Genomic DNA, 23257 nt, shown 5'->3' with positions numbered 1-23257 from the left:
TGGAATATGAGGGGAGGTTCTTTGTGGATCTGCCACAAAGGGTAGGTCTCCTGCTCCCCCAGGTCGACGACCTCGCCACCAGCCTGGTCGCCGCCGTCTGGCAGAACCTGCCCGGCTACGACCACGCCCGGATGGACGTGATGGACCTCGCCGGCGTGGTCGCGCCCAACCTGCGCGTCCTGCTCGCCTCCGTCGCCGAACGCCGCGGTCCGCGCGGGTCGGAGCTCGACCCGGCGGCGGCGCTGGGCCAGCGGCGGGCCATCCAGGGGGTGCCCGTCGAGGCGGTGGTCGCCTCCTGGCACGCGGCCGAACGACTGCTCCTGGAGCGGCTCGCCACCGTCGGCCCGCCCCTTCCGACCAAGACCCTCATCGAGCTGTCGCACCGCCTGGCCACGAGCACGGACGTGCTGATCGAGGCGTCCACCGACGCCTACCGGCAGACCCGCTCCGAGGCGGCCGGGCACCTCGACCAGATCGCCACCGACCTCGTCTCCCGGCTGGCCGGCGGCGAACCCCTCGACCCGGGAGACGTCGAGGAACGCGCCCGGCTGGTCGGCGTCCGCGCCCAGGTCCCGCACCGCGCCGCCGCCATCGGGATGCCCGAGGAGACCAGCCCGCTGGCCCTCACCCGCACCCAGGGGATGCTCCTCGAAGCCGTCAGGCCGCGTCTTCCCTCCCGGCTGCTGGTCGGCGGCAAGGGCTCGACCCTGCTGCTCGTGTTCGCCGACGCGCCCGGCATCGGCGAAGCGTTCACCCGTGCCGCCCGCAGGCCCGGCATGCCCGCCCGGCTCATCGTCGGCCTCGGCGAGCCCCGGCCCCGGCTCGGCGAGGCGGGCGCCTCATGCAAGGAGGCGCTCTCCGCCCTCGAAGCCGGCCTGCGGATGAGGGCCGACCGGGTGGTGGTGCCGTTCGAGAACGTCATCCCCGAGGTGCTCCTCATCGGCAACCCGCTCGACGCGCGTCGGCTCACCGACTCCATCCTCACCCCGCTGCGCGGCAGCCCCGCCCTGGTGGAAACGCTACGGGTGTTCCTGACCAGCGGCCTCTCCACCCGCACCACCGCCCGCCTGCTGGCCGTCCACGAGAACACGGTCACCTACCGGGTCCGCCGCATCACCCGCCTCCTCAACGCAGAAACCCCCGCCGACCTGGTCCGCGCCGACGTCCTCCTGGCCCTCCGCGCCGACGAACTGAACCCCACCTGACACCCGTTCAGTCGATGATCGCGGTGGCCTCGACCTCAACCAGATGGCCGGGTACGTCCAGTGCCGCAACACCCAGCAGCGTGCCCGGCGGGACCGGGGTGACGCCTAGCTTCGCGGCCGCCCGAGTGACCCCCTCCAGGAACAGGGGCATCTTGTCGGGGGTCCAGTCGACGACGTAGACGGTTAGTTTCGCCACGTCGTCGAAGGAGCCGCCGACCCCGGCCAGGGCAGTGCCGATGTTGAGGTAGCACTGCTCGACCTGAGCGGCGAGGTCACCTTCGCCGACCGTGACCCCCTTGGCATCCCAGGCGACCTGCCCGGCGATGAAGACCAGCTTCGACCCGGTCGCGATGGACACCTGCCGGTACGCATCGATTTCCGGCAGTCCACTGGGGTTCACCAGAGTGATGGCCATGCTGCCCGCCTCCTTCGTCATGAGCCCGTGGGCTACTTATGCTCTCTTGTGGTTACTCAGGAACCATAGGAGAGTGGCCGCTGACGTGGAAGAACGCACTTTCCAGTGACTGGAGAACCTTATGGTGACCAAGCAGTTCAAGGGCTCGCCCGAGGACGCGGACCTCACGCGCGCGGACTCTCTGGCGCGGGAGATCTTCTCGGACGTCGCCAACAAGTGGGCGTTTCTGATCATCGAGTTCCTCGGTGAACGCACCCTGCGCTTCACCGAGTTGCGGAATGAGGTCGAGGGCATCAGCCACAAGATGCTCACCCAGAATCTGCGCATGCTGGAGCGCAACGGCCTGGTCGAGCGGACCGTGCACCCCACCGTGCCGCCGCGGGTCGACTACACCCTCACCGAGCCGGGCCAGGCCCTGCGAGCGACGGTCAATGGAATGTGCGACTGGACCAGCCGGTACCTCGTCGACATCGAAGCCTCCCGCCGCCGCTTCGACGCCTGATGGGTGGATCACCCGCACGCGAAGCCGTCGGCCGGACGGTTCGGTGAGCCGTCGTCGAGTGCGGGAGCGCGCCGCCGTACGTCGGGAGGCTGAGGACCTAGGTCCTAGAGGGATGAGACCATCCCCCGATGTGCTCGGCGGTGGCCGTCAATAGCGTCGTGAGCATGACGGAGAAGAGTCTGACGAACAAGGGGCTGACTGCGGGGCTGATCGCGATGATCTCGCTGGTCGCCCTGGAGTACATGGCCGTGGCGATCGCGATGCCGGTCGTGGCCAAGGAGTTGGGGGGCCTCGAACTGTACGGCCTCGCGTTCAGCGGGGCGATGGCCGCGGCGGTCATCGGCACGGTGCTGGGCGGGCGGTGGTCCGACCTGCGCGGGCCGTCCGCGCCGCTGTGGGTCGGTGTGGCGAGCTTCGTCGTCGGGCTGTTGCTGGCGGGAAGTGCGACCAGCATGGAGATGCTCATCGCCGGCCGCCTGGTGCAGGGGTTCGGCGGTGCGCTGGTGCAGGTGGCGCTGTACGTGGTGGTGGCCCGGGTGTACGCCGAGGAGCTGCATCCGAAGATCTTCTCGTTGTTCGCCACCGCCTGGGTGGTGCCCTCGATGGCCGGTCCGGCGCTGGTCGGAGCCGTTGTCGACACGATCGGCTGGCGCTGGGTCTTCCTCGGCGTCCCGCTGCTGACCGTGCCCGCCGCGCTGGTGATGTGGCGCGGCCTGGCGGGCAAGCCGATCCGGGGCGGACAGGCGGCGCCCGCGCCGGGGCTGGGCGTCAAGGTCGTGTGGGCGGCGGTGACCGCCGTCGGCGCCGGTCTGATGCAGTACGGCAGCGACGGCCGGCTTCCCCTGCTGCTCATCGGCTTCGTGATCCTCGTCGTGGCGCTGCCCCGCCTGCTGCCGGCCGGCACCCTCCGCGCGGCCCGCGGACTGCCGGCCGTGGTGGCCCTGCGCGGCCTGGCGACGGGCGCGTTCTTCGCGAGCGAGATCCTGGTCCCGCTCATGCTCATCAACGAGCGCGGCATGTCGTCGATCACGGCCGGGCTGGCGCTCACCGGCGGGGCGCTGACCTGGTCACTGGCCTCCTGGCTGCAGGGGCGCGAGGTGTTCAGCCGGATGGTGAACGTCCGCGGCGGCATGGCGCTGCTCGCCCTGGGGTTCGTGCTGATGGGCGCCGTGACGTTCGACGCGGTGCCGATGGCGCTGGCCTATCCGGCGTGGATCGTGAGCGGCTTCGGCATGGGCCTGATCTATCCGACCCTGTCGGTGCTCACCCTTGAGCTGTCGGGTCCCGGCGAACAGGGGGTCAACAGCTCGGCGTTGCAGGTCGGCGAGTCGGTGTTCTCCGTGGTGGCGGTGGCCGTCACCGGCGCACTGTTCACCGCGATCGGCTCAGGTTACTGGGCGGCCTTCCTGTTCGCCCTGGTCATGGGCTTGCTGGGGGTGCTGATCGCGCCGCGCTTCGTCACCTCCGCCCGCACCGGCCAGGCGGCCTCACCGGTTCCGGTGGACGCGTAGTCTGCGGCGCCGTCGGCCTCGACCTTGCCGCCGACGGCGCTGTGCCTGGTCCGCCGATCGCCCGTAGGAGCCGGTCAGGCACCGGGGTAACGTGAGGAGGGGGCGATGTGATGGGGACGAAAGAAACCTCCGCTGCCGCCTCGGAAGAGGAACGGCTTCGCATACTCGCGGTCGCGTGCGCCGGGCTCAGCGACATTGAGGTCCTGCAGTACGCGCTGGACCAGGCGCTCGCCGATGTGCACGCGCTGAGCGGGATGGTGCATTGGCGCGGTCCCACCGGCAGCTGTGAGCTGCGCCTGGTGGTCGCCTCCGGACTGCCCCCGGCGGAGCTGCATACCGGCGGCGACGTCCGCGAGGTGATCTCCCACGCGCTGGACGCCAGGGCACTTACCTGCCGCCCCGTCCCGCTCGCCGCCGGCCCGTCCCGCACGGTGATGCTGACGGCCGTCCCGCTCGACGGCTCCGACGCGTCCCTTGGCGTCATGTCCGTCCTGACCGACGGGCCCGCCGAACTATCGGGCGACCGGCAGGCCTTCCTCCGGTCATTGGCCTTCTGGCTTTCCGAACGACTCGAGACCACCACCCCGGAGCCGGGCGGCACGCCCCGCCTCTGGCAGGCCGACTCCCATCTCCAGCAGGCGTTGAAAGCGGTCAAAGTCGGATCCTGGGACTGGAACATCCGGACCGGCGACCTGCAATGGGACGAACCCGCTCTGACCATGATGGGTATCGACCCCGGCACCGCCCCCTACACCATCGACACTTGGGTGAACATCGTCCACCCGCAGGACCTGCCCAGGGTGATGGCCGCGACCGAGGAGGCCATTCGCGCCAAGAGCCTCTATGAGGTCGAGTACCGCGCCCGCCGCCCCGACGGCACCACGGGCTGGATGCACGCGCGGGGCTGCCTCATCCTGGACGCGGACGGTGAGCCGGTACGCATGGTCGGCACGGTCTGGGACACCACCGAGAGCCGTCTTGCAAGGGAGTCGGCCGGCCGGGCGCTGCAGTACATGAGCGACGCCTTTCTCGCGGTGGACCGCGACTGGCAGATCATCTTCGTCAATCTCGGCGCCGAACGCCTCCTGGGATCCAGCGACCTGCACGGCCGGGTGCTGTGGGACCTGCCCGCGGGCGATGTGCCCGACCTGCGGTCACGGTGCTTTCGAGCCGCCGCCGAGCGGGCGCCCGCCAGCTTCGACGTGCGGTGGCCGACCGACCAGCGGTGGTACCACGTGCGCCTGGTGCCGGTGCCGGACGGCCTGACCCTCTACCTCGCGGACTTCACCGAGAAGCGAATCCGCGACGCGGAGCGCATCGCCGCTGAGCACGCCGCCGCGGAACGGGCCGCCTGGATTCAAGAGCTGACCTCCACCCTCAGCGAGGCGGTGACCGCCGAAGACATGGTGCGGGTCATCACCAAGCGGGTTCTGCCGCTCTTCGCCGCCGCCGGCCTGGTGATCGTCACTGTTGAGCACGACCGCCTGCACGTCGTGGGAGCCGTAGGCTACCCGCCCGACGTTCTCGGCCGCATCGAGCAATGCAGGGCCACCGACCATTCCATCCTCACCGACGTGCTCCAGACTGGCCTGCCCGCCTTCATCGAAGACCATGCGCGATGCCCGGACACCGACACCCTCATGGCCGACTCGGGCATGAACGCCTGGGTACTGCTCCCGCTGGTGGTCCCCGGACACCCCAGGGGCTGTTGCGTGATCTCCTTCGACCTTCCGCGCCGGTTCACCGGCGAAGAGCGCACGCTGCTCACGGCGTTCAGCGGCCTGATCGCGCAGGCCCTGGCGCGGGCCCGCATGTACGACGCGGAACACATGCGCGCCCAGGAGCTGCAACGCCTGCTCCTGCCCCGCGACCTGCCGTCCCTGCCCAGCATCACCGCAGCCGCCCGCTACCTGCCGGCCCGCGGCACCGAACTTGGCGGAGACTGGTACGACATCATCCCGCTCTCCGCGGAGCGGGTTGCCCTGGTCATCGGCGACGTCATGGGCCACGGCCTGTCCCAGGCCGCCACCATGGGCCGCCTGCGCACGGCCGTGCGCGCCCTCGCGGACCTCGAACTGCCGCCCGACGAACTCCTCGCTCACCTCAACGACCTGGTCAACGGCCTCGGCGAGGACACCTACGTCACCTGCCTGTACGCCGTGTACGACCCCACCACCGGCGAGTGCGCCTTCGTCAGCGCCGGACACCCCCCACCCGCCATCGTCCACCCCGACGGCACGGTACGAGTCCCGCGAACGACTCCCGACCCGCCGCTGGGCGCCGCCGAGCCGCCTTTCACCACGGCCGAGCTCCACCTGCCGGACCGAGCCCTCTTCGTGCTCTACACCGACGGCCTGGTCGAGTCGCCCACCCGTGACTTGGACGACGGCATGGCCGAGCTGACTCGGCTCCTCTCCGATCATCACAGGAGTGAGCTGGATCACCTGTGTGACGCCGTGACCGGCGCCATGCTGCCCGGCGCGCACCAACCGATAGCCGACGACGCCGCGCTGCTCATCACCCGTGCGCACCGGCTGGCCGCCGAGAACATCGCTTCCTGGTCGCTGCCCGACGACCCCATCGCCGCCGGTGAGGCCCGCGGGCATGTACGCGAGCAACTCGCCCACTGGCACCTGGAAGACCTGGTGATGACCACCGAACTGGTGGCCAGTGAGCTGGTCGGCAACGTCGTCCGCCACGCCAAGGGCCCGCTCCGGCTCCGGTTGCTGCGCAGCCGCACCCTCGTGTGCGAGGTCTCCGACGGCAGCCAGACCACGCCCAGGATCCGCCGCGCCGCGGAAACCGACGAAGGCGGCCGCGGCCTCCAGCTCGTCGCCGCCCTCTCACAGCGCTGGGGCACCCGCTTCACTGCCGACGGCAAATGCATCTGGACCGAACAGCCCCTGCCCGCCCTGTCCAGTTGAGTCGCCCGCCGGCACTCGCGGGATCGAGAAAGTAGGGGTACAGCAGAACGGAATGATTTGTTCTGATGTAGCGTGGATCACGTGACAGCATCAATGAGCGGGCGGCAGGCTCAGGCGGCCCGCAACGACGAGGTGATCCTCGCATCCGCCCGGGCGGTGTTCGTCGCCGATCCCGGTGCTCCCATCGCGGCGGTCGCCGAGCACGCCGGAGTCGGCATCAGCGCGCTCTACCGGCGCTACGCCAGCAAGGAGGAACTGCTCAGGAAGCTCTGCCTGGACGGCCTGCACGACTACATCGCCGAACTGGAGACCGCGCTGGCCGACGAGGGTGAGCCGTGGTCCGCCTTCGCCGGCTTCATGCGAGGGGTGACCGACGCCGACACCCACTCGCTGACCCAGCGGCTGGCGGGCACCTTCACCCCGACCGAGGAGCTGACCCGCGAGTCCGAGAGGGCCGCGGAGCTGACCGTGCGGCTCTTCGAACGCACCATGGCCGCCGGCGTCATCCGCCCCGACCTGGAGGTGGCCGACCTGTCCATGCTCTTCGAGCAGCTCACCGCCATCCGGGTCGAGGACCCCGAGCGAATCGTCCAGCTCCGCCACCGCTACCTCGCCCTGATCCTCGACTCCCTGCGCGTCACCCCGACGGACTCGTTACCGGGCCCGCCACCGACATCTGCGGAACTCGGCGAACGCTGGGTCCCCAAGAAGGCCGAGCCGGCCAAACCCGCGCGCGCACGCCGCTAGCGCGGTGTCCAGCAACGTTTCACCGGCTCCAGGAGCCGAGGTCGGAGCCGCTTGGACCCCGGCGAAGTGGACACCGCACTGGCCGGGCGAGGATCATGTCCCGCCCGGCGGGACGATCTGCCCTCCGTGACGCCGAGGTCGGGCGTTGGCGCGCGGCGCTGGATGAGGTTCGCGCCGGCGGCTCGCCTTCCCGCCCGCCCCTCGCCGGGCGGGAGGGTCATCGTCGCCAGACGATGTACGCGAGGGTCAGCTCTTCTCCGTCCCGCTCGGCGGCCTTGACGAACTGCCCCGCGCCGATGTTCTTCTGGGCCGTCTCCACGCAGAACCAGCCGCCCTGTTCGACGGACACGCTCCCGTAGTGCCGCGAGCGCAGCCGATCCTCGCATTGGGCCATGCTGGGCTCGCCGGAGAACGGGGTGATCCACAGCGCCCCACCGCCCTTGGTCCATATCTCCTTGTAAGGAGCGTTGTAGGTGATGTCGGCGGCGTCGTTCACCTCGCTGATCACGCCGCCTTCCAGATCCAGGTAGTCGAGGTCCACGAGCACGGCCCTGCCCTGGTTGACGACCGCTCCGCGGGCGGGCGCAGGCGTCCCCTTCGCCCCGTCGTCGGGAGCGACCGAGGCGGACGGCGACGGGCTGGGGAGCGCGGCACTCGACGGGCCCGTACTCCCGGTGTCACCGGCAACGGGCTCGGAGGCGACCGGTCCCGAGGGCCCGGGGGCGAGGGTACGGCTCTGCGAGGCCGGACCGAGCGCGGCCTGATCGCTCAGGAGCCGCTCGGCGGACACTCCCGCCGTGCCCGCCCCGATGGCGATGAGGGCCGCCATGACGAGGGCGCCGGGGCCGATCGGCTCGCCGAACCGCCGGATCAGCCCGCCGATGCCCGACAGCGCCGCCAGCACCCCCGCGACGAGGATGCCCATCTGCGGGCCGCTGACCAGGAGCTGGGCGAGCGCCGCCACGTCCGCGACCACGCCCAGCGCCGTTAGCGCGGCGGTCTGGCGTGCGGCCGAGGGGGATTGGGTCGTTCCGGCAGAGGTCACATGAGTTCCTGTCAGGGCGTCCGGGCCGGCGGGTGGAGGTCACGCGGGGACGCGCCCCGCCCGGGTGTCGTGGGGCACCGGCTCAGGGCGAGGCGGGGGCGACGACAGGCCGGCACACCTGTACGTCGTCGACAGACCACGAATAGTTACAGGCCAGGAGCGCCCGGAAGGCCGGAAAGGCCCGGATGTCGTGTCCGGACTTGTACGGATGATTCGCGATTCGTTGTCCGGCATCGCAGCGCTGCCCCACCGTCGACCTGACATCGGCCAGACCTGCGACTCATTCGAAAGAGGGAGCCGAATTGCGATCAGCGACCGACGAAGATCACAGCGGGCCCACGCGCGGCCCCGGACCGCGGAGCCGTACCCGCGGCCGGCGGCTGCCCGCGCTGATGGCCCTCGTCCTCCTGGCGGCACTCACGGTGGCGGGGGTGTCGGCCGTTCCGGCCGGTCCCGCGCGGGCCGCCGCCGGCGAGGTGTGCCGGGTGACGTTCACCGTCACCACCGGCGACGACGGCCTGCACGACACGTCCACCGAGAGGATCACCTTCGGCGGCGGAACCCTCCTCTTCGAGGACGGGGACGGCGACGGCACACCCGACGCCACGCCCCAGCCCTTCCACCGGGGAGGCACGGGCGACACCCGGAACGCCACCTTCACCTGGGACACCCACCTGACGCCGTGCGTGCCGGCGAGGCACCTGCTCGACGGCTTCACATTCACCCACGAGACGACCAAGCCCGATATCTCGGCGGACAACTGGAACCTGCAGGCGCTGCGCGTCACCGACCGTGACACCGGAGCCGTGTACTACGACCGAGCCTCCCCGGACCCCGCCGAACCGCTGCACCGCTTCTACAAGAACACCGACCAGTCGTGGAACACCAACGAGGGCCGGCCGGATCCCGACACCGACGGGGACGGCCTGACCGACCGGGTGGAACTCTTCGGCATCCGGCGGGCGGACGGCACGCTCGACACCTGGCTCCCCGACCGGGCCGCGGACCCGTGCCGGAAGACGACGGCCGTCGAGATCGACTGGCTCGACGACGGGACCGCGTCCGACCGGCCGTCGGCGACCGCGATGGACGAGGCGCGCCACATGTTCGACAACGCGCCGGTCAACGCGGCGGCACAGTGCCCGTACGGCCCCAGGCCCGAGCCCGGCATCCAACTGCTGGTCGACCTCTCGGACGCCATCCCGGTCACCCCCGCCGAGCGCCGGCGGCCACTGCGCGAGCAGGGGGAGGACGGGCGGACCGGCTTCGACCGGCACCGGGCGGCCCACTTCCCGCCGCACCGGCAGAACCTGTTCTTCTACAACCTCTGGGGATACAAGCACGACGAGTCCACCAGCAGCGGCTACGCCCCCGTGGACGGCTACGCGATCGACTTCATCGTGTCCCTGGGAGCCTGGGACGAGATCACCGACCGAACGCAGAGCGGCACCTTCGTCCACGAACTGGGACACGCGCTCGGTCTCCTGCACGGCGGCGGCGACAACACCAACTACAAGCCGAACTACTTGTCCGTCCTGAGCTACCAGTACCAGCTCACCGGCCTGCCCGACTACAGCGCCTGGCTGGCCGCCCTGCGCGACATGCCCGGCGACACCGCCGAGGACTCCTGGGTGGAGACGGCGGAGGCGGTGAGCGCCATCGACTACTCGCGCGAGAAACTGGACGATCTCCAGATGACGCGGCTCGTGGAGAGTGCGGGCATCGGGGCGAGTACCGGCCTGACGGCGGCGTGGCGGGACCCGGCTCGCGTCCTGCGCGTCGGCGACGCCAGGCGCGGCCTCGACTGGAACTGGAGTTCCGCCGGCGTCCCGGATCCCGATCCCACCCGCGAGGTCTCCGTCAACCTGCTGGGCGGCACCGAGCCTGACAGCACGCCGTTGACCGGCTCGGACGACTGGGAGAACATCACCTTCCGGGTCGGCGTCTCCCCCGACGCCGGCAGCCCGCCGCCGAGCGCCCCGGAGCCGGGACTCACCGAGGAGCAGGGCAAGCGCGTCGTCGCGGAGCTGATCGACGCCATGGTGGCGGCGGCCGCGCCCACCGCGTCGGCCACTCCCCGCTGGGGTTTCGCCTACATGGACAAGGCGACCGCCCCGCTGGGCGCCGAGACCGCGCTGGACGCCACCTTCCAGTGGACCACCGGACGGCGTGACCCCGCCAACGCCGCACACCGGGCGACGGTGACCCATACGGGCACCGGCGAGTACACCGTCCGGCTGCCCGACATCGCCTCCGCGACCGGAGTGGCGCACGTGACGGCGTATCGCACGACCTATCGGGGGCGGACGTGCGCGGTGGCCGGTCAGGAGCCCGCCGTACCGGACGAGGTGATCCGCGTGCGGTGCTTCGACCACACCGGGGCACCGATCGACTGGTGGTTCACCGTGTTCTTCGCCGCGCCGGCCGCCCCGGGCGACACGCCGTACGCCACGGTCCGCTACAACCCGCCCGGCGGAACCGGCAGCCTCACCCCCGTGCGCAACGACGGCACCTACAACTCCGCCGGCCAGGTCAACCACGTCCGCCACGAGGGTCCGGGCCGTTACAAGGTCGTCCTCAAAGGCGCCGCGTTCACCGAGGACAGCGGCTACCCGCAGGTCACGCCGTACGGCTCGGGCGGGCCGGCCCGCTGTCACCCGGAGGGCACGACCGTCGCCGGTGACACCCTGGAGGTGGCCGTCGGCTGTTACGCCGTGAGCGGGGAATCCACGGCGCGGCGCGTCGACTCCCCCTGGGTGCTCTCCTACGTGCAGGGCCGGGGACTTCACCGCGACCCGTCGGCGCCCGCCGCCTACGTCACGACCACCGGCGACCCGGCCGGCCCGGTGATCGACCAACGCCGCTCCTACAGCAGCGACGGCGGATCCCCGACAGTCACCCGGCTGGCGAAGGGGTGGTACCGGGTCGTCCACACCGGCATCGGCAAGCCGATCGACAGCGCCCAGGTCACCACCAACACCCCCGGCCAGTACTGCCACCTGGGCGTTTTCAACTCCTACAGCGCCCCACCGCAGCTGACCGTGGACGTCTACTGCCACTCCCCGGAGGGCACCCCCGCCGACTCCGCCTTCGGCGTGGCCTACCTCCGAGCCCCGTAACCGCCCCCTGAGCCCCGTGACCGCCCCCTGACGTTCCCCGACACCATCACCGGCCGCCACCGAACACCCCGGCCGGGCCGACACCACCGGCCCGGCCGGGGCCCACACCACACCCCGGCCCCGGACACCCGACCCCTCGTGGCGGCAGGTTCAAGCCCTTCGGACGTACCGAAGAACCCACGTCAAGGCACGCCGTGACGGCGGCTCGCCACCGCTGCTGGAGCGGCGTGACCCGACGGACCGCACCACGGGCGGCGCGGGGCGCCGGGGTGGCTTGCCGTACGGGCAGGTACGGCACGCAACAAGCGGCGGGTATGGCAAGCCGCCCGAGCGCGGGCGTGGTCAGGGGGTCAGTTTCGCGACGAGGGTGAGGACGTCGTACTTCGCGACCGAGGAGCCGTCCTGCTTGGTGACGTCGGTGTCCCAGCGGACCTCTCCGTACGGCGCGCCCTCGCGCGGGTCGATGTGCTTGGCGGTGAGCGTGACGGTCAGTTCGTCGCCCGGGTAGACGGGGGTGAGGAAGCGGAGGTTCTCCAGGCCGTAGTTGGCCAGCACGGGGCCGGGGTCGGGGTCCACGAACATGCCCGCCGCCAGTGACACCACCAGGTAGCCGTGCGCCACCCGCCCGTCGAAGAACGGGTTGGCCCTGGCCGCCTCCTCGTCCATGTGGGCGTAGAAGGTGTCGCCGGTGAAGTCGGCGAAGTGGTCGATGTCGGCCAGGGTGACCGGCCGGGGACCGGCGATGACCGTGTCGCCCGGCCGCAGTTCCTCCAGGTGCATGCGGAACGGGTGCGTCACGGTGACCGCGCGGGGCGCACCCGGCACCCACCGCCCGGTCACCGACGCGAGCATCGCCGGACTCCCCTGTACGGCGGTGCGCCGCATGTGGTGCAGGACCCCGCGGATCCCGCCGAGTTCCTCGCCGCCGCCGGCCCGGCCGGGGCCACCGTGCACCAGCGCGGGGAGCGGCGAACCGTGCCCGGTCGACTCGGCCGCCGCCTCGGCGTCGAGCACCAGCAGCCGCCCGTGCCACGGCGCGACGCCCAGCACCACCTCGCGGGCGAACTTCGGGTCGCCGGTCACCACCGAGCCCACCAGACTGCCCTGCCCGCGCGCCGCCAGCGCGATCGCCTGCTCCGCCGTGTCGTACGGGATCAGTGTGCTGACCGGCCCGAACGCCTCCACCTCGTGCGGTTCGACGCGGCCCGGGTCATCGACGCGGAGCAGCACGGGAGAGATGAACGCGCCGCGCACGGGGTCGGCTCCGGTCACCTCGACCCGGTCGGGGTCGCCGTACACGACGCCGCCGGCGCGGCGCAGCGCGGCGACGGAGCGGCGGACCTCCTCGCGCTGGGCGAGGCTGGCGAGCGCGCCCATCCGGACGTCGGGGTCGGCGGGGTCGCCGATCGTCACCTTGGCGAGCCGGTCGGCCACGGCCAGGGCCACGTCGTCGAGCAGGGCGGCGGGGACCAGCGCGCGCCTGATCGCGGTGCACTTCTGGCCCGCCTTGACGGTCATCTCCGTCACGAGCTGCTTGACGTAGAGCTCGAACTCGGGGCTGCCGGCCAGGGCGTCCGGGCCGAGGATCGAGCAGTTCAGCGAGTCGGCCTCGGCGTTGAACCGGACCGAGCGGGCCACCACGGCGGGGTGGGCGCGCAGCCTGGCCGCGGTCGCCGCGGAACCGGTGAAGGAGACGAGGTCCTGCTCGGTCAGATGGTCGAGGAGGTCTCCCGGACCGGTGCACACGAGTTGCAGGGCCCCTTCGGGGAGCAGCCCGCTGTCCACGATCAGCTCCACCAGCCGGGCGGTGAGATAGGCGGTCTGGCGGGCCGGTTTGACCAGCGAGGGCACCCCGGCGAGGAACGCGGGCGCGAACTTCTCCAGCGGCCCCCAGACGGGGAAGTTGAAGGCGTTGATCTGCACGGCGACGCCCCGCAGCGGCGTGCACAGGTGCTGGGCGACGAAGGAACCGCCCTTGCCGAGCCGCTCCACCTCGCCGTCGAGGAGGACGGTGTCGTTCGGCAGTTCGCGGCGGCCTTTGCTCGCGTAGGAGAACAGCACGCCGAGGCCGCCGTCGACGTCGAACCGGGCGTCGCCGAGGGTCGCCCCGGTGCGCAGCGAGAGTTGGTAGAGCTCCTCGCGGTGCTCGCGAAGGTGCGAGGCCAGCGCCTTCAGCAGGGCGGCCCGCTGGTGGAAGGTGAGCTCGCGCAGTGCGGGCCCGCCGGTCCTGCGGCCGTGGTCGAGCGCGGCGGCGAAGTCGACGCCGCCGGTGGAGATCCGCGCGACCTCCTCGCCGGTGACCGCGTCGAGCAGCGATTCGCCGCCGTCCGCGGGAGTGTGCCAGGAGCCAGAGACATAGCTTCGCAACGGCGCCATCGCCGGGCCTCCTCGTCATCGAGTCATCTCGTTCCTACCCCGGCACGGCTATGATCGCGAGTGCACGTGCGCACCTGAGGAGGCGGCTGTGGCCGACATGCCCGACCTGGTCCTCCGCGGTGGCCGGGCACTCGACCCCGAGACCGGCCTCGACGCCGTCGCGGACGTCGGGATCAGCGCGGGAGTCATCACCGCTGTCTCCGCCGAGCCGCTGGCCGGACGCCGCGTCCTCGACGTCACCGGTCTCGCCGTCGCTCCCGGCTGGATCGACCTGCACAGCCACTCCGACACCGTGGCCGGGCACCGCCTCCAGGCGCTCGACGGCGTCACCACCGTGCTGGAGCTGGAGGCCGGCGTCATCCCGGTGGCCAAGGCGTACGGCAGGGCCGCGGCCGAGGGCAGGCCGCTCAACTACGGCTTCTCCGCCTCCTGGACCCAGGCGCGGATGTCCGCCGTGGCGGGCATCGCCCCCGGCGGCGGCTTCACGGGGGCGCTCGGCCACATCTCGGCCCGCGCCTGGCAGGCCCCGGCGAGCGCCCGCGAGCTGGACGCCCTGCTCGCCCTGCTGCGCGCCGAACTGGCCGACGGCGCGCTGGGCATCGGCGTCCTGATGGGCTACGCCCCCGAGGTCGACCCGGCCGAGTACCTCGCGGTGGCCGCGCTCGCCGCCGCGGCGGGGGTGCCGACCTACACCCATGCCCGCCCGCTGGTCGAGGGGGTGCCGGGGGTGCCGATCGACGGGGCGCAGGAGTTGGTGCGCGCCGCCGCGGAGACCGGCGCCCACATGCACTATTGCCACATCAACAGCACCTCGGTCCGTCAGGTCGACCGGGTCCTCTCGCTCGTCGACCGGGTCCGCGCCGAGGGCGGCCGGGTCACCACGGAGGCGTACCCCTACGGCGCGGGCATGACCGGCATCGGGGCCCATTTCCTGGCCGCCGACCGGCTGCACGCCCTGGGCATCGGGCCGAGCGCGCTCGTCTACGCGCGCACCGGCGAGCGGCCGGCCGACGCCGCACGGCTGGAGGAGATCAGGGCGGCCGACCCGGGCGGCCTCGTCTTCATCCACACCCTCGACGAGGAGTCACCCGCCGACCTGGCCTTCCTCGACCGCGCCCTGCTCGCGGAGAGCACGGTGATCGGTTCCGACGCCATGCCGCTGACCTGGACGGCCGGCGAGCCCGACGAGACGGCCTGGCCGCTGCCCGCCACGGCCGTCACCCATCCCCGTACGGCGGGCACGTTCTCCAAGGTCCTGCGCCGCTATGTCAGGGAGACCGAGGCGTTGACCCTGCTCGACGCCGTCGCCCGGTGCGGGCTGCTGGCGGCCCGGGTGCTGGAGCCGTCGGTGCCCGCGATGCGCCGTAAGGGCAGACTGCAGGCCGGATGCGACGCCGACCTGGTCGTCTTCGACCCGGGTGCGGTCGGCGACCGGGCGACGTACGAGGCGAGCACGCTGCCCTCCACGGGGTATGCCCACGTGTTCGTCGGGGGCGAGCCGGTCGTCCGCGACGGTGAGCTGGTGTTGTCGGCGATGCCCGGCCGTCCGATCAGACGCGGGTAGGGGCGTCGGCCCGTCATATCGGCGGCGAAGGGGCGGCGGGTGCCTGACCAGGTCGGGTTTACTGCGATCTTCGGGCGGCTTGAGTATGCGTAATAGCTCACCAAGTCATTGAATGTCGTGCTTTATCCCGCTATATTTCGCGATCAACTACTAGCTCTGGCCTTGGGGGGCCACGGCCGGGCGGTAGCGGGGAGGACGACGTATTTCGATGGGGGAGTTTCTCGACGCCACGCTCGAGTTCCCGACCGTTCTGTTTAGCTTTCTCCTGCTGGTCGTCATCGGCTACTGGGTGCTGGTGCTCGCAGGCGGACTGGGACTGGACGCGCTCGATCCCGACGACGGGCCCTCGGGGCTCCTGACCGGGCTCGGAATCGGTGGGATGCCGGTCACCGTCGTGCTGTCGCTGATGGTCGCGCTGGCCTGGTTCACCAGCCTCGCGGGCGGCGCGTTCACCGACGGCACCCCGGCGCGGCTCGCCGTGCTCGCCGTCGCCCTGCTGGTCGCCTGGCTGGGCACCCGTCTCCTGGTGCTCCCGGTGCGCCGCCTGCTCCCCGAGGAACAGCCGCCCTCCCGCAACGACTTCATCGGCCGGATGTGCGTCATCAGGACGCGCAGCGTCAGCGCCGACTTCGGCCAGGCCGAGGTCACCGCCGCGGACGGCTCCTCCGCCGTGATCCAGGTCCGCCAGAACGGCACGGACCCGCTGAGTGCCGGCAGCAGCGCCCTGATCTTCGATTACCACGCCGACGGCGAGTACTTCTGGGTCATGCCGTACGACGCCGCGCTCGATCCTCACCGACCTTCCACCTAAGGACCTCTGATGGACGTCATCTCCACCGGGTTCGGCATTCTGCTCGCCGTCGTCCTCATCATCGTCATCGGCCTGCTGTTCGTGATCAGCCGCCTGTTCCGCAAAGTCGAACAAGGTAAGGCGCTGATCGTCTCGAAGGTCAACAAGGTGGACGTGACGTTCACCGGGAAGATCGTGTTGCCGGTGGTGCACCGGGCCGAGATCATGGACATCTCGGTCAAGACAATCGAGATCAACCGGTCCGGCCACGAGGGACTGATCTGCAAGGACAACATCAGGGCCGACATCCGCATCACCTTCTTCGTCCGGGTCAACAAGACCGTGGAGGACGTGATCAAGGTGGCCCAGGCCATCGGCACCGCCAGGGCCAGCGACGAGTCGACGCTGCAGGAGCTGTTCAACGCGAAGTTCTCCGAGGCGCTGAAGACCGTCGGCAAGCAGCTCGACTTCGTCGACCTCTACACCCAGCGCGACGAGTTCCGCGACCAGATCATCCGGGTCATCGGCACCGACCTCAACGGCTACAGCCTTGAGGACGCGGCGATCGACTTCCTCGAGCAGACCCCGATGTCACAGCTCGACCCCGCCAACATCCTCGACGCGCAGGGCATCCGCAAGATCACCGAACTCACCGCGAGCGAGAACGTCCGCACCAACGAGTTCCGCCGCCACGAGGAGAAGGAGATCACCCGCCAGAACGTCGACGCGAGGGAGGCCATCCTGGAGCTGGAACGGCGGCAGGCCGACGCCGAGACCAAGCAGAAGCGCGAGATCGAGACCATGCGGGCCCGCGAGGAGGCCGAGACCGCCAAGGTCAGGGCCGAGGAGCGGCTCAAGGCGCGCGCGGCCGACCTCCGCACCGACGAGCAGCTCGGCATCCAGCAGGAGAACCAGGCCAGGGAGATCGCCGTCGCGGAGAAGAACCGCGAGCGGGTCATCGCGATCGAGACCGAGCGGATCGAAAAGGACCGGATGCTGGAGGTCATCTCCAGGGAACGCGAGACCGAGCTGTCCCGGATCTCCAAGGACAAGGAGCTCGAAGGGGAGAAGCGGTCGATCGCCGAGGTGATCCGCGAGCGGATCGCCGTGGAGAAGACGGTCGCCGAGCAGGAGGAGAACATCAAGCGCCTGCGGGTCGTCGAGGAGGCCGAGCGCACCCGCCAGGCCATCGTGATCCAGGCCGAGGCCGAGGCGCAGGAGGGCCTGGTCAAGGACATCAAGGCGGCCGAGGCCGCGGAGACGTCGGCCAAGCACAAGGCGCGTGAGGCACTGGTCCTCGCCGAGGCCCGCCAGCAGGCCGCCGAGCTGGACACCCGCGCGAAGATCAGGCTCGCCGAGGGCGCCCAGGCGGAGGCCGCGGCGACCGGCCTGGCCGAGGTGCAGGTCCGCGAGCGCGACGCGGTGGCCATCGAGCGGGTCGGCAGGGCCGAGGCCGTCGTCGAGCGGGAGAAGGCACTGGTCGCCGCCGCCGCGATCGGCGAGAAGCTCAAGGCGGAGGCCGAGGGCCTCACCGAGAAGGCCGCCGCGATGGCCGCGCTCGACGACGCCACCCGCACCCACGAGGAGTACCGCCTCCGGCTGGACGCGGAGAAGGAGATCAGGCTCGCCGAGGTCAACGTACGGCGGGACGTGGCCCAGGCGCAGGCCACCGTGCTGGCCACCGGGCTGGAGAAGGCCAAGATCGACATCGTCGGCGGGGACGGCATCTTCTTCGACCGGCTGGTGAACTCCATCTCCGCCGGGAAGAGCGTCGACGGCTTCATCCAGCACTCCGACGTCGCCGGCGCCCTGGCCAAGCCGTACCTCAACGGGGACGCGCACCTGGGCGCGGACCTGGCCCAGCTGCTGCGGTCGGTGGACTCCGCCGGGGTGCGCGACCTGACGCTGTCCGCGCTGCTGGTCAAGCTGATCAAGGCGGGCGGGCCCGACGAGGACAAGATGCGGCAGCTTCTGGAGACCGCACAGCATCTCGGCGTCGCCGAGTCGCCCGTCGCCGCGCTGACCGCCGCGAAGCAGTGACGGCCGCACCCGACGCCGGGCTCGACGCCGGCACCTACGAGGTGCTCCGGGCCCGGCTGGCCGAGCAGGCCACGGAGCTGTCCGAGCGGGCCGAGGCGCTCAACGCCCGCAGGCTCGACGTCTTCGGCGGCGCCGAGCTGCGGCTGGTCGGCACCGAGCGGATCCGCACCGAGCACAACTGCGTGCCCCGCGACATCGTCTCCGTCGGCGGGCTCATGCTGTTCGGCTACAACGTGTTCATCGGGCTGAAGCCGGAGACGACGACCGACGACGTCTTCTCGCTGCACCGGTTCACCCGGGACGGCGACGCCTTCAGCTTCGACGGCGACGGCGACCTGCCCGGACTGCTGCACGACCCGCAGTTCGAGCGCGACTTCTCCGAGCTGTACCGCTACTACCGGGAGACCCGGCTGTTGCAGCTGCGCCGGCTCGACGGCCTGCTGCTGGCGATCTTCCAGACCGGCCCGAAGGACATCCGGGTGCTGCGCTGGCGGGTCGCCACCGACGGCTCGGTCTCCTACGTCGACAACCGCGGCGAACGCGACCACGTCTTCCCGCCCACACACGACTTCGAGTGGACCGAGACCACCCGCGACGACCACGTGCTCGGCCGCCACCCGCACATCTCCATCGCCGGCGAGCTGTTCGTGGAGACCGTCGGCGGCGACCTCACCATCAAGATCGAGAACAACACGGAGACCGGCGAGGGCGTCTACCGCGAGCCGGTCGCCGAACCGCTGCAGAGCCTCGCCGACGCCGACGTGCACCACGCGAGGGTCGGCCCGCTGATCCTGCTGCGGATCCGCCCCTACAACGAGACCGAATGGCGCCACCTGGTCTTCAACACCAGGACCAAGGCCGTCGTACGGCTGGACGGCATCGGGCAGGCGTGCCAGCGGCTCCCCGAGGACCAGGGGATCATCTTCCCGGACGGCTACTACCTGTCCACCGGCGTCGCCAAGACCTTCGACACCGACGTGGCCAGCCTGGAGTTCGAGCGGGTCATCCGGTCCGCCAACGGCGAGGACGTGCTCTACGTCTTCCACGCCAGGGCCGAGGGGCGCACGCTGCTGCTGCCGTACAACGTGATCCGCAAGGAGGTCGCCACGCCGATCCCGTGCCACGGCTACTCGCTGTTCGACGACGGCACGCTGGTCGTCTTCCGGGCGGTCTCCGAGGAGCCGACCCGGGTCCATCCCATGCAGGTCTGGCAGACGCCGTACCTCTCCGACGTCTACGCCGCCGCCCAGCCCGTCGGCACCGGCCCGCTGGAACGCGTCGGCAACGCCGAGTTGGTGCGCGGCATCTCCGAGTGCCTGTCGGTGGCCAGGATGGTCGGCGAGATGGCGCCGTCCGTGCCGGTGTTCGAGGCGCTGATCGCGGCCTGCGCCCGGGTGTCCGACTCCTACCACTGGCTGGCGGAGCACGAGCTGCGCGATCCGCTCGCCGCGGTGCGGGCGACCGCCGAGCAGGTCCTCGACGAGTTCGAGAAGGTCCAGTCGCTCACCGCCCAGGCCGCCGCCGCCCTGGAGGAGGCCGCCGCGCAGGTCACCTCCCTGGTGCGGCAGGCGCGCGGCGAGACACCGCGCTCGGCGGACGCCTGGGTGCGCAGGCTCGCCGAACTGCGCCGGGCCCAGGGCCGCCTGGTGACCCTCCGCGAGCTGCGCTACGTCGACCTGGCCGCGATCGACGCGCTCGCCTCCTCGCTGGCGGACGAGGTGACGTCCACCGGGCAGCGGGCGGTCGCGTTCCTGCAGGGCGAGGACGCCTTCACCGGCTACCACACCGAGGTCGACGGGCTGCTCGCCCAGGCTGAGGCCATCGTCAACGTCGCCGGGGCCGGGCCCGTGCGGGAGCGGCTCGCCGAGCAGGCCGAGGGCCTGGAGATCGTCACCGAGGTCGTCGGCACCCTGGACATCGCCGACGCCACCGTGCGCACAGCCATCCTCGAACGCGTCGGCGAGGTCCTCGGCGGCGTGAACCGCGCCAGGGCCACCGTGGACGCCCGCCGCAGAGAACTGCTGGCCGTCGAGGGCCGCGCCGGGTTCGCCGCCGAGTTCGCGCTGATCGGCCAGGCCGTGACCGGCGCCCTCGCCGTCGCCGACACCCCCGACCGCTGCGACGACCAGCTCGGCCGGCTGCTCCTGCAACTGGAGAACCTGGAGTCCCGGTTCACCGAGTTCGACGAGTTCCTCGCCGAGCTGACCACCAAGCGGGAGGACGTCTACGAGGCGTTCTCCTCCCGCAAGCAGGCGTTGCTCGACGATCGGGCCCGCCGTGCGGACCGCCTCGCCGACTCCGCCGACCGCATCCTGGGCAGCGTGCGGCGCAGGATCGCCACCCTGGGGTCGCTCGACGACGTCAACACCTACTTCGCGGCCGACCCGATGGTGGCCAAGCTCCACTCGGTCGCCGCGGAACTGCGCGAGCTGGGCGACCAGGTCCGCGCCGAGGAGCTCGAAGGCCGCGTCAAGGCCGCCCGCCAGGAGGCGGGCCGTACCCTCCGGGACCGCCTCGACCTGTACGGCGCGGGCGGCGAGACCATCCGGCTCGGCCGGCACCACTTCGCGGTCAACACCCAGTCGATCGACCTGACCCTGGTCCCCCACGACGGCACGATGGTCTACGCGATCACCGGCACCGACTACCGCGCCCCGGTCCGCGACGCGACCTTCGAGGAGACCCGTCCCTTCTGGGATCAGCTCCTCGTCTCGGAGACCGCCGCCGTCTACCGCGCCGAACACCTCGCCGCCGCGATCCTCGCCGAGGCCGAATCCGGCGCGGGGTCAGGAGCCGGGTCCGGCGCAGGGACAGGCGCGGGGACAGGAGCCGGGCTCGGCCTCGACGCGCTGCACGAGGCGGCGGTGACCGAGAACGGGCTGCTGGAGATCGTGCGAGCCGCCGCCGGGAGCCGGTACGACGAGGGCTACGAACGTGGCGTCCACGACCACGACGCCGCCGCGATCCTCGACGCGCTGCTCCGCCTGCACGCCACCGCCGGCCTGCTGCGTTACCCGCCGTCGGCCCGCGCCGCCGCCCAGCTCTTCTGGGCGCACGGCACAGACGAGGCCCGCCGTACGGCATGGGCCACCCGGGCCGCCTCGCTCGCCCGCGCCCGCGCCACGTTCGGCCCCACCTCCGCCCTGGCCGCCCTGCACGCCGAGTTGGCCGCGGCCGTCACCGGCTTCCTCCGGGTGGAGACCCCGCTGGCGGGCGAGTATCTGGCGGAGGAGCTGGCCACCCCGGGCGGCTTCGTCACCAGCGCGGCGGCCAGGGATCTGCTGGAGCGGTTCCGGAAGTCCCTCGGCGCCGGCCGGATCGAGGAGTACGAGGACGACCTGCGGGCGCTCGGCGACGATCTCGGCGCGCGCCGTCAGCTCGCGGAGGCGTGGCTCGGCTCGTTCGACGCGGGATCCGCGGAACTGCCCGAAGCGGTCGCCCTGCAGCTGTGCGGCGACCTTCCCCGCCACGACTCCGCGGCGACCCTGGAGACGACCGTCGAAGGGCTCCTCGGCGCGCATCCCCGGATCAACGAACGCGCCCTGGACCTCCGCCTGGACGAGACCCTCGCCAGAACCCGCGTCTTCCGGACGGAACGGATCCCCGCCTACCGCGGCTACCAGCGGCGGCGCACCGCCCTGGTGAACGCGGAGCGACAACGGCTCCGGCTGCCCGAGTACCAGCCGAAGGTGATGAGCGCCTTCGTCCGCAACCGCCTCCTCGACGAGGTCTACCTCCCGCTGATCGGCGACAACCTGGCCAAACAGCTCGGCGCGGCGGGTGACGCCAAGCGGACGGACCAGATGGGCCTGCTGCTGCTCATCTCACCCCCGGGATACGGCAAGACCACGCTCATGGAGTACGTCGCCAACCGTCTCGGCCTGGTGTTCGTCAAGATCAACGGCCCCGCCCTCGGCCACGACGTCACCTCCGTCGATCCCGCGGACGCCCCCAACGCGACCGCACGCCAGGAGATCGAGAAGATCTCCTTCGCCCTGGAGATGGGCAACAACGTGCTGCTCTACCTCGACGACATCCAGCACACCTCCCCCGAGTTGCTGCAGAAGTTCATCTCCCTCTGCGACGCCCAGCGCCGGATGGAGGGCGTGTGGGACGGCGGCACCCGCACCTACGACCTGCGCGGCAAGCGCTTCGCCGTCTGCATGGCGGGCAACCCCTACACCGAGGCCGGCCGGCGCTTCCAGATCCCCGACATGCTCGCCAACCGCGCCGACGTCTGGAACCTCGGCGACGTGCTCTCCGGCCGGGACGACGTCTTCGCCCTCAGCTACGTGGAGAACGCCCTCACCTCCAACCCGGTCCTGGCCCCCCTCTCGACCCGGGACCGAGGCGACATCGACCGCCTCGTACGGCTCGCCGCGGGCGACGACTCGGTGCGCCCCGACCAGCTCGCCCACCCCTACTCCACGGTCGAGCTGGAGCAGGTCCTGTCCGTCCTGCGCAAGGTCCTCCGGGTGCAGCGGGTCGTGCTCGCCAACAACCGCGCCTACATCGCCTCGGCCGCCCAGGCCGACTCCGCCAGGATGGAGCCCCGCTTCCAGCTCCAGGGCTCCTACCGCAACATGAACAAGCTGGCCGAGCGGATCGTCCCCGTGATGAACGACGCCGAACTCGAAGCCCTGATCGACGATCACTATCTGGGCGAGGCCCAGACCCTGACCACGGGCGCCGAGGCCAACCTCCTCAAACTCGCCGAACTCCGCGGCGCCCTCACCCCCGCCCAGGCCGCCCGATGGGCCGAGGTCAAGGCCGGCCACCTCCGCGCCCAGGCCCTGGGCGGCGCCGAGGACGACCCGATGACCCGGGCCGTCGGCGCCCTCGGCCTGGTGGCCGACCGGGTGGCCGCCGTGGAGACCGCCATCACCCGAGCCGCCTCGAACCACCCCGCCCACGGCGAGTGATCGCCTCCGGCGTCCGTTCGTATTGATCGGCCGGTAAAGCGACTCGACGTTGTCGAATCAGTGGAGCGCCTATTCGTCGAATACTCCCCGTTCGGGG

General features: G+C 71.3%; 13 protein-coding genes. 10 read left to right on the top strand and 3 right to left on the bottom strand.

Annotation, left to right across the window (positions count from 1 at the left end):
- Positions 1-23: 23 nt before the first annotated feature.
- Positions 24-1205 carry a PucR family transcriptional regulator gene (locus MBA17_RS21160; protein ID WP_238498245.1) on the top strand — a complete coding sequence of 394 codons (1182 nt, stop codon included), beginning with the start codon at positions 24-26 and terminating at the stop codon, positions 1203-1205.
- Between the two features lie 7 nt (positions 1206-1212).
- On the opposite strand, the gene MBA17_RS21155 is transcribed toward MBA17_RS21160, so the two are convergent.
- Entirely contained in the window at positions 1213-1620 is a 408-nt protein-coding gene (locus MBA17_RS21155) for a RidA family protein (RefSeq protein ID WP_238498244.1), read from the bottom strand.
- A gap of 121 nt (positions 1621-1741) precedes the next feature.
- Between MBA17_RS21155 and MBA17_RS21150 the strand changes: the two genes are divergently transcribed.
- The 4 genes from MBA17_RS21150 (at position 1742) to MBA17_RS21135 (ending at position 7304) form a co-directional block, all read left to right on the top strand.
- Entirely contained in the window at positions 1742-2122 is a 381-nt protein-coding gene (locus tag MBA17_RS21150; protein WP_238498243.1) for a winged helix-turn-helix transcriptional regulator, read from the top strand.
- A gap of 164 nt (positions 2123-2286) precedes the next feature.
- Positions 2287-3633, top strand: a complete 1347-nt coding sequence (locus tag MBA17_RS21145) for an MFS transporter (protein WP_238498242.1) — start codon at positions 2287-2289, stop codon at positions 3631-3633.
- 110 nt (positions 3634-3743) lie between these two features.
- Positions 3744-6557, top strand: coding sequence for a SpoIIE family protein phosphatase (locus MBA17_RS21140; protein ID WP_238498241.1), 2814 nt, complete (start codon positions 3744-3746; stop codon positions 6555-6557).
- 81 nt (positions 6558-6638) lie between these two features.
- Positions 6639-7304 carry a TetR/AcrR family transcriptional regulator gene (locus MBA17_RS21135; RefSeq protein WP_238498240.1) on the top strand — a complete coding sequence of 222 codons (666 nt, stop codon included), beginning with the start codon at positions 6639-6641 and terminating at the stop codon, positions 7302-7304.
- Between the two features lie 217 nt (positions 7305-7521).
- On the opposite strand, the gene MBA17_RS21130 is transcribed toward MBA17_RS21135, so the two are convergent.
- The gene (locus tag MBA17_RS21130) at positions 7522-8349 is read right to left on the bottom strand and encodes a hypothetical protein (RefSeq protein ID WP_238498239.1); all 828 of its coding nucleotides are present in this window, start codon (positions 8347-8349) and stop codon (positions 7522-7524) included.
- 302 nt (positions 8350-8651) lie between these two features.
- Here MBA17_RS21130 and MBA17_RS21125 point away from each other — a divergent pair, with 302 nt between their 5' ends.
- A complete protein-coding gene (locus MBA17_RS21125; RefSeq protein WP_238498238.1) occupies positions 8652-11468 on the top strand; it encodes a hypothetical protein in 2817 nt (938 codons plus the stop codon).
- Positions 11469-11810: 342 nt separating this feature from the next.
- Here MBA17_RS21125 and paaZ read toward each other — a convergent pair whose 3' ends face one another.
- A complete protein-coding gene (gene paaZ / locus MBA17_RS21120; RefSeq protein ID WP_238498237.1) occupies positions 11811-13844 on the bottom strand; it encodes a phenylacetic acid degradation bifunctional protein PaaZ in 2034 nt (677 codons plus the stop codon).
- An 88-nt stretch (positions 13845-13932) separates the two neighbouring features.
- Here paaZ and MBA17_RS21115 point away from each other — a divergent pair, with 88 nt between their 5' ends.
- From MBA17_RS21115 to MBA17_RS21100, 4 genes are all read left to right on the top strand, one after another.
- On the top strand, positions 13933-15408 hold the full coding sequence (locus MBA17_RS21115; RefSeq protein ID WP_455432810.1) for an amidohydrolase family protein: 1476 nt from the start codon (positions 13933-13935) through the stop codon (positions 15406-15408).
- Between the two features lie 208 nt (positions 15409-15616).
- Positions 15617-16219, top strand: a complete 603-nt coding sequence (locus MBA17_RS21110; RefSeq protein WP_238498236.1) for a hypothetical protein — start codon at positions 15617-15619, stop codon at positions 16217-16219.
- Between the two features lie 9 nt (positions 16220-16228).
- Positions 16229-18238: a flotillin family protein gene (locus tag MBA17_RS21105; protein ID WP_238498235.1), complete on the top strand. Its 2010-nt coding sequence runs from the start codon at positions 16229-16231 to the stop codon at positions 18236-18238.
- Entirely contained in the window at positions 18235-23160 is a 4926-nt protein-coding gene (locus MBA17_RS21100) for a DNA repair ATPase (RefSeq protein WP_238498234.1), read from the top strand. Before MBA17_RS21105 ends, MBA17_RS21100 begins: the two co-directional genes overlap by 4 nt.
- Positions 23161-23257 lie beyond the last annotated feature (97 nt).

Origin of the sequence: Dolomitihabitans soli (assembly GCF_022213955.1) — a bacterium.
GTDB classification, from domain to species: domain Bacteria; phylum Actinomycetota; class Actinomycetes; order Streptosporangiales; family Streptosporangiaceae; genus Streptosporangium_A; species Streptosporangium_A soli.
This window is presented reverse-complemented; position numbering and strand designations above follow the sequence as displayed.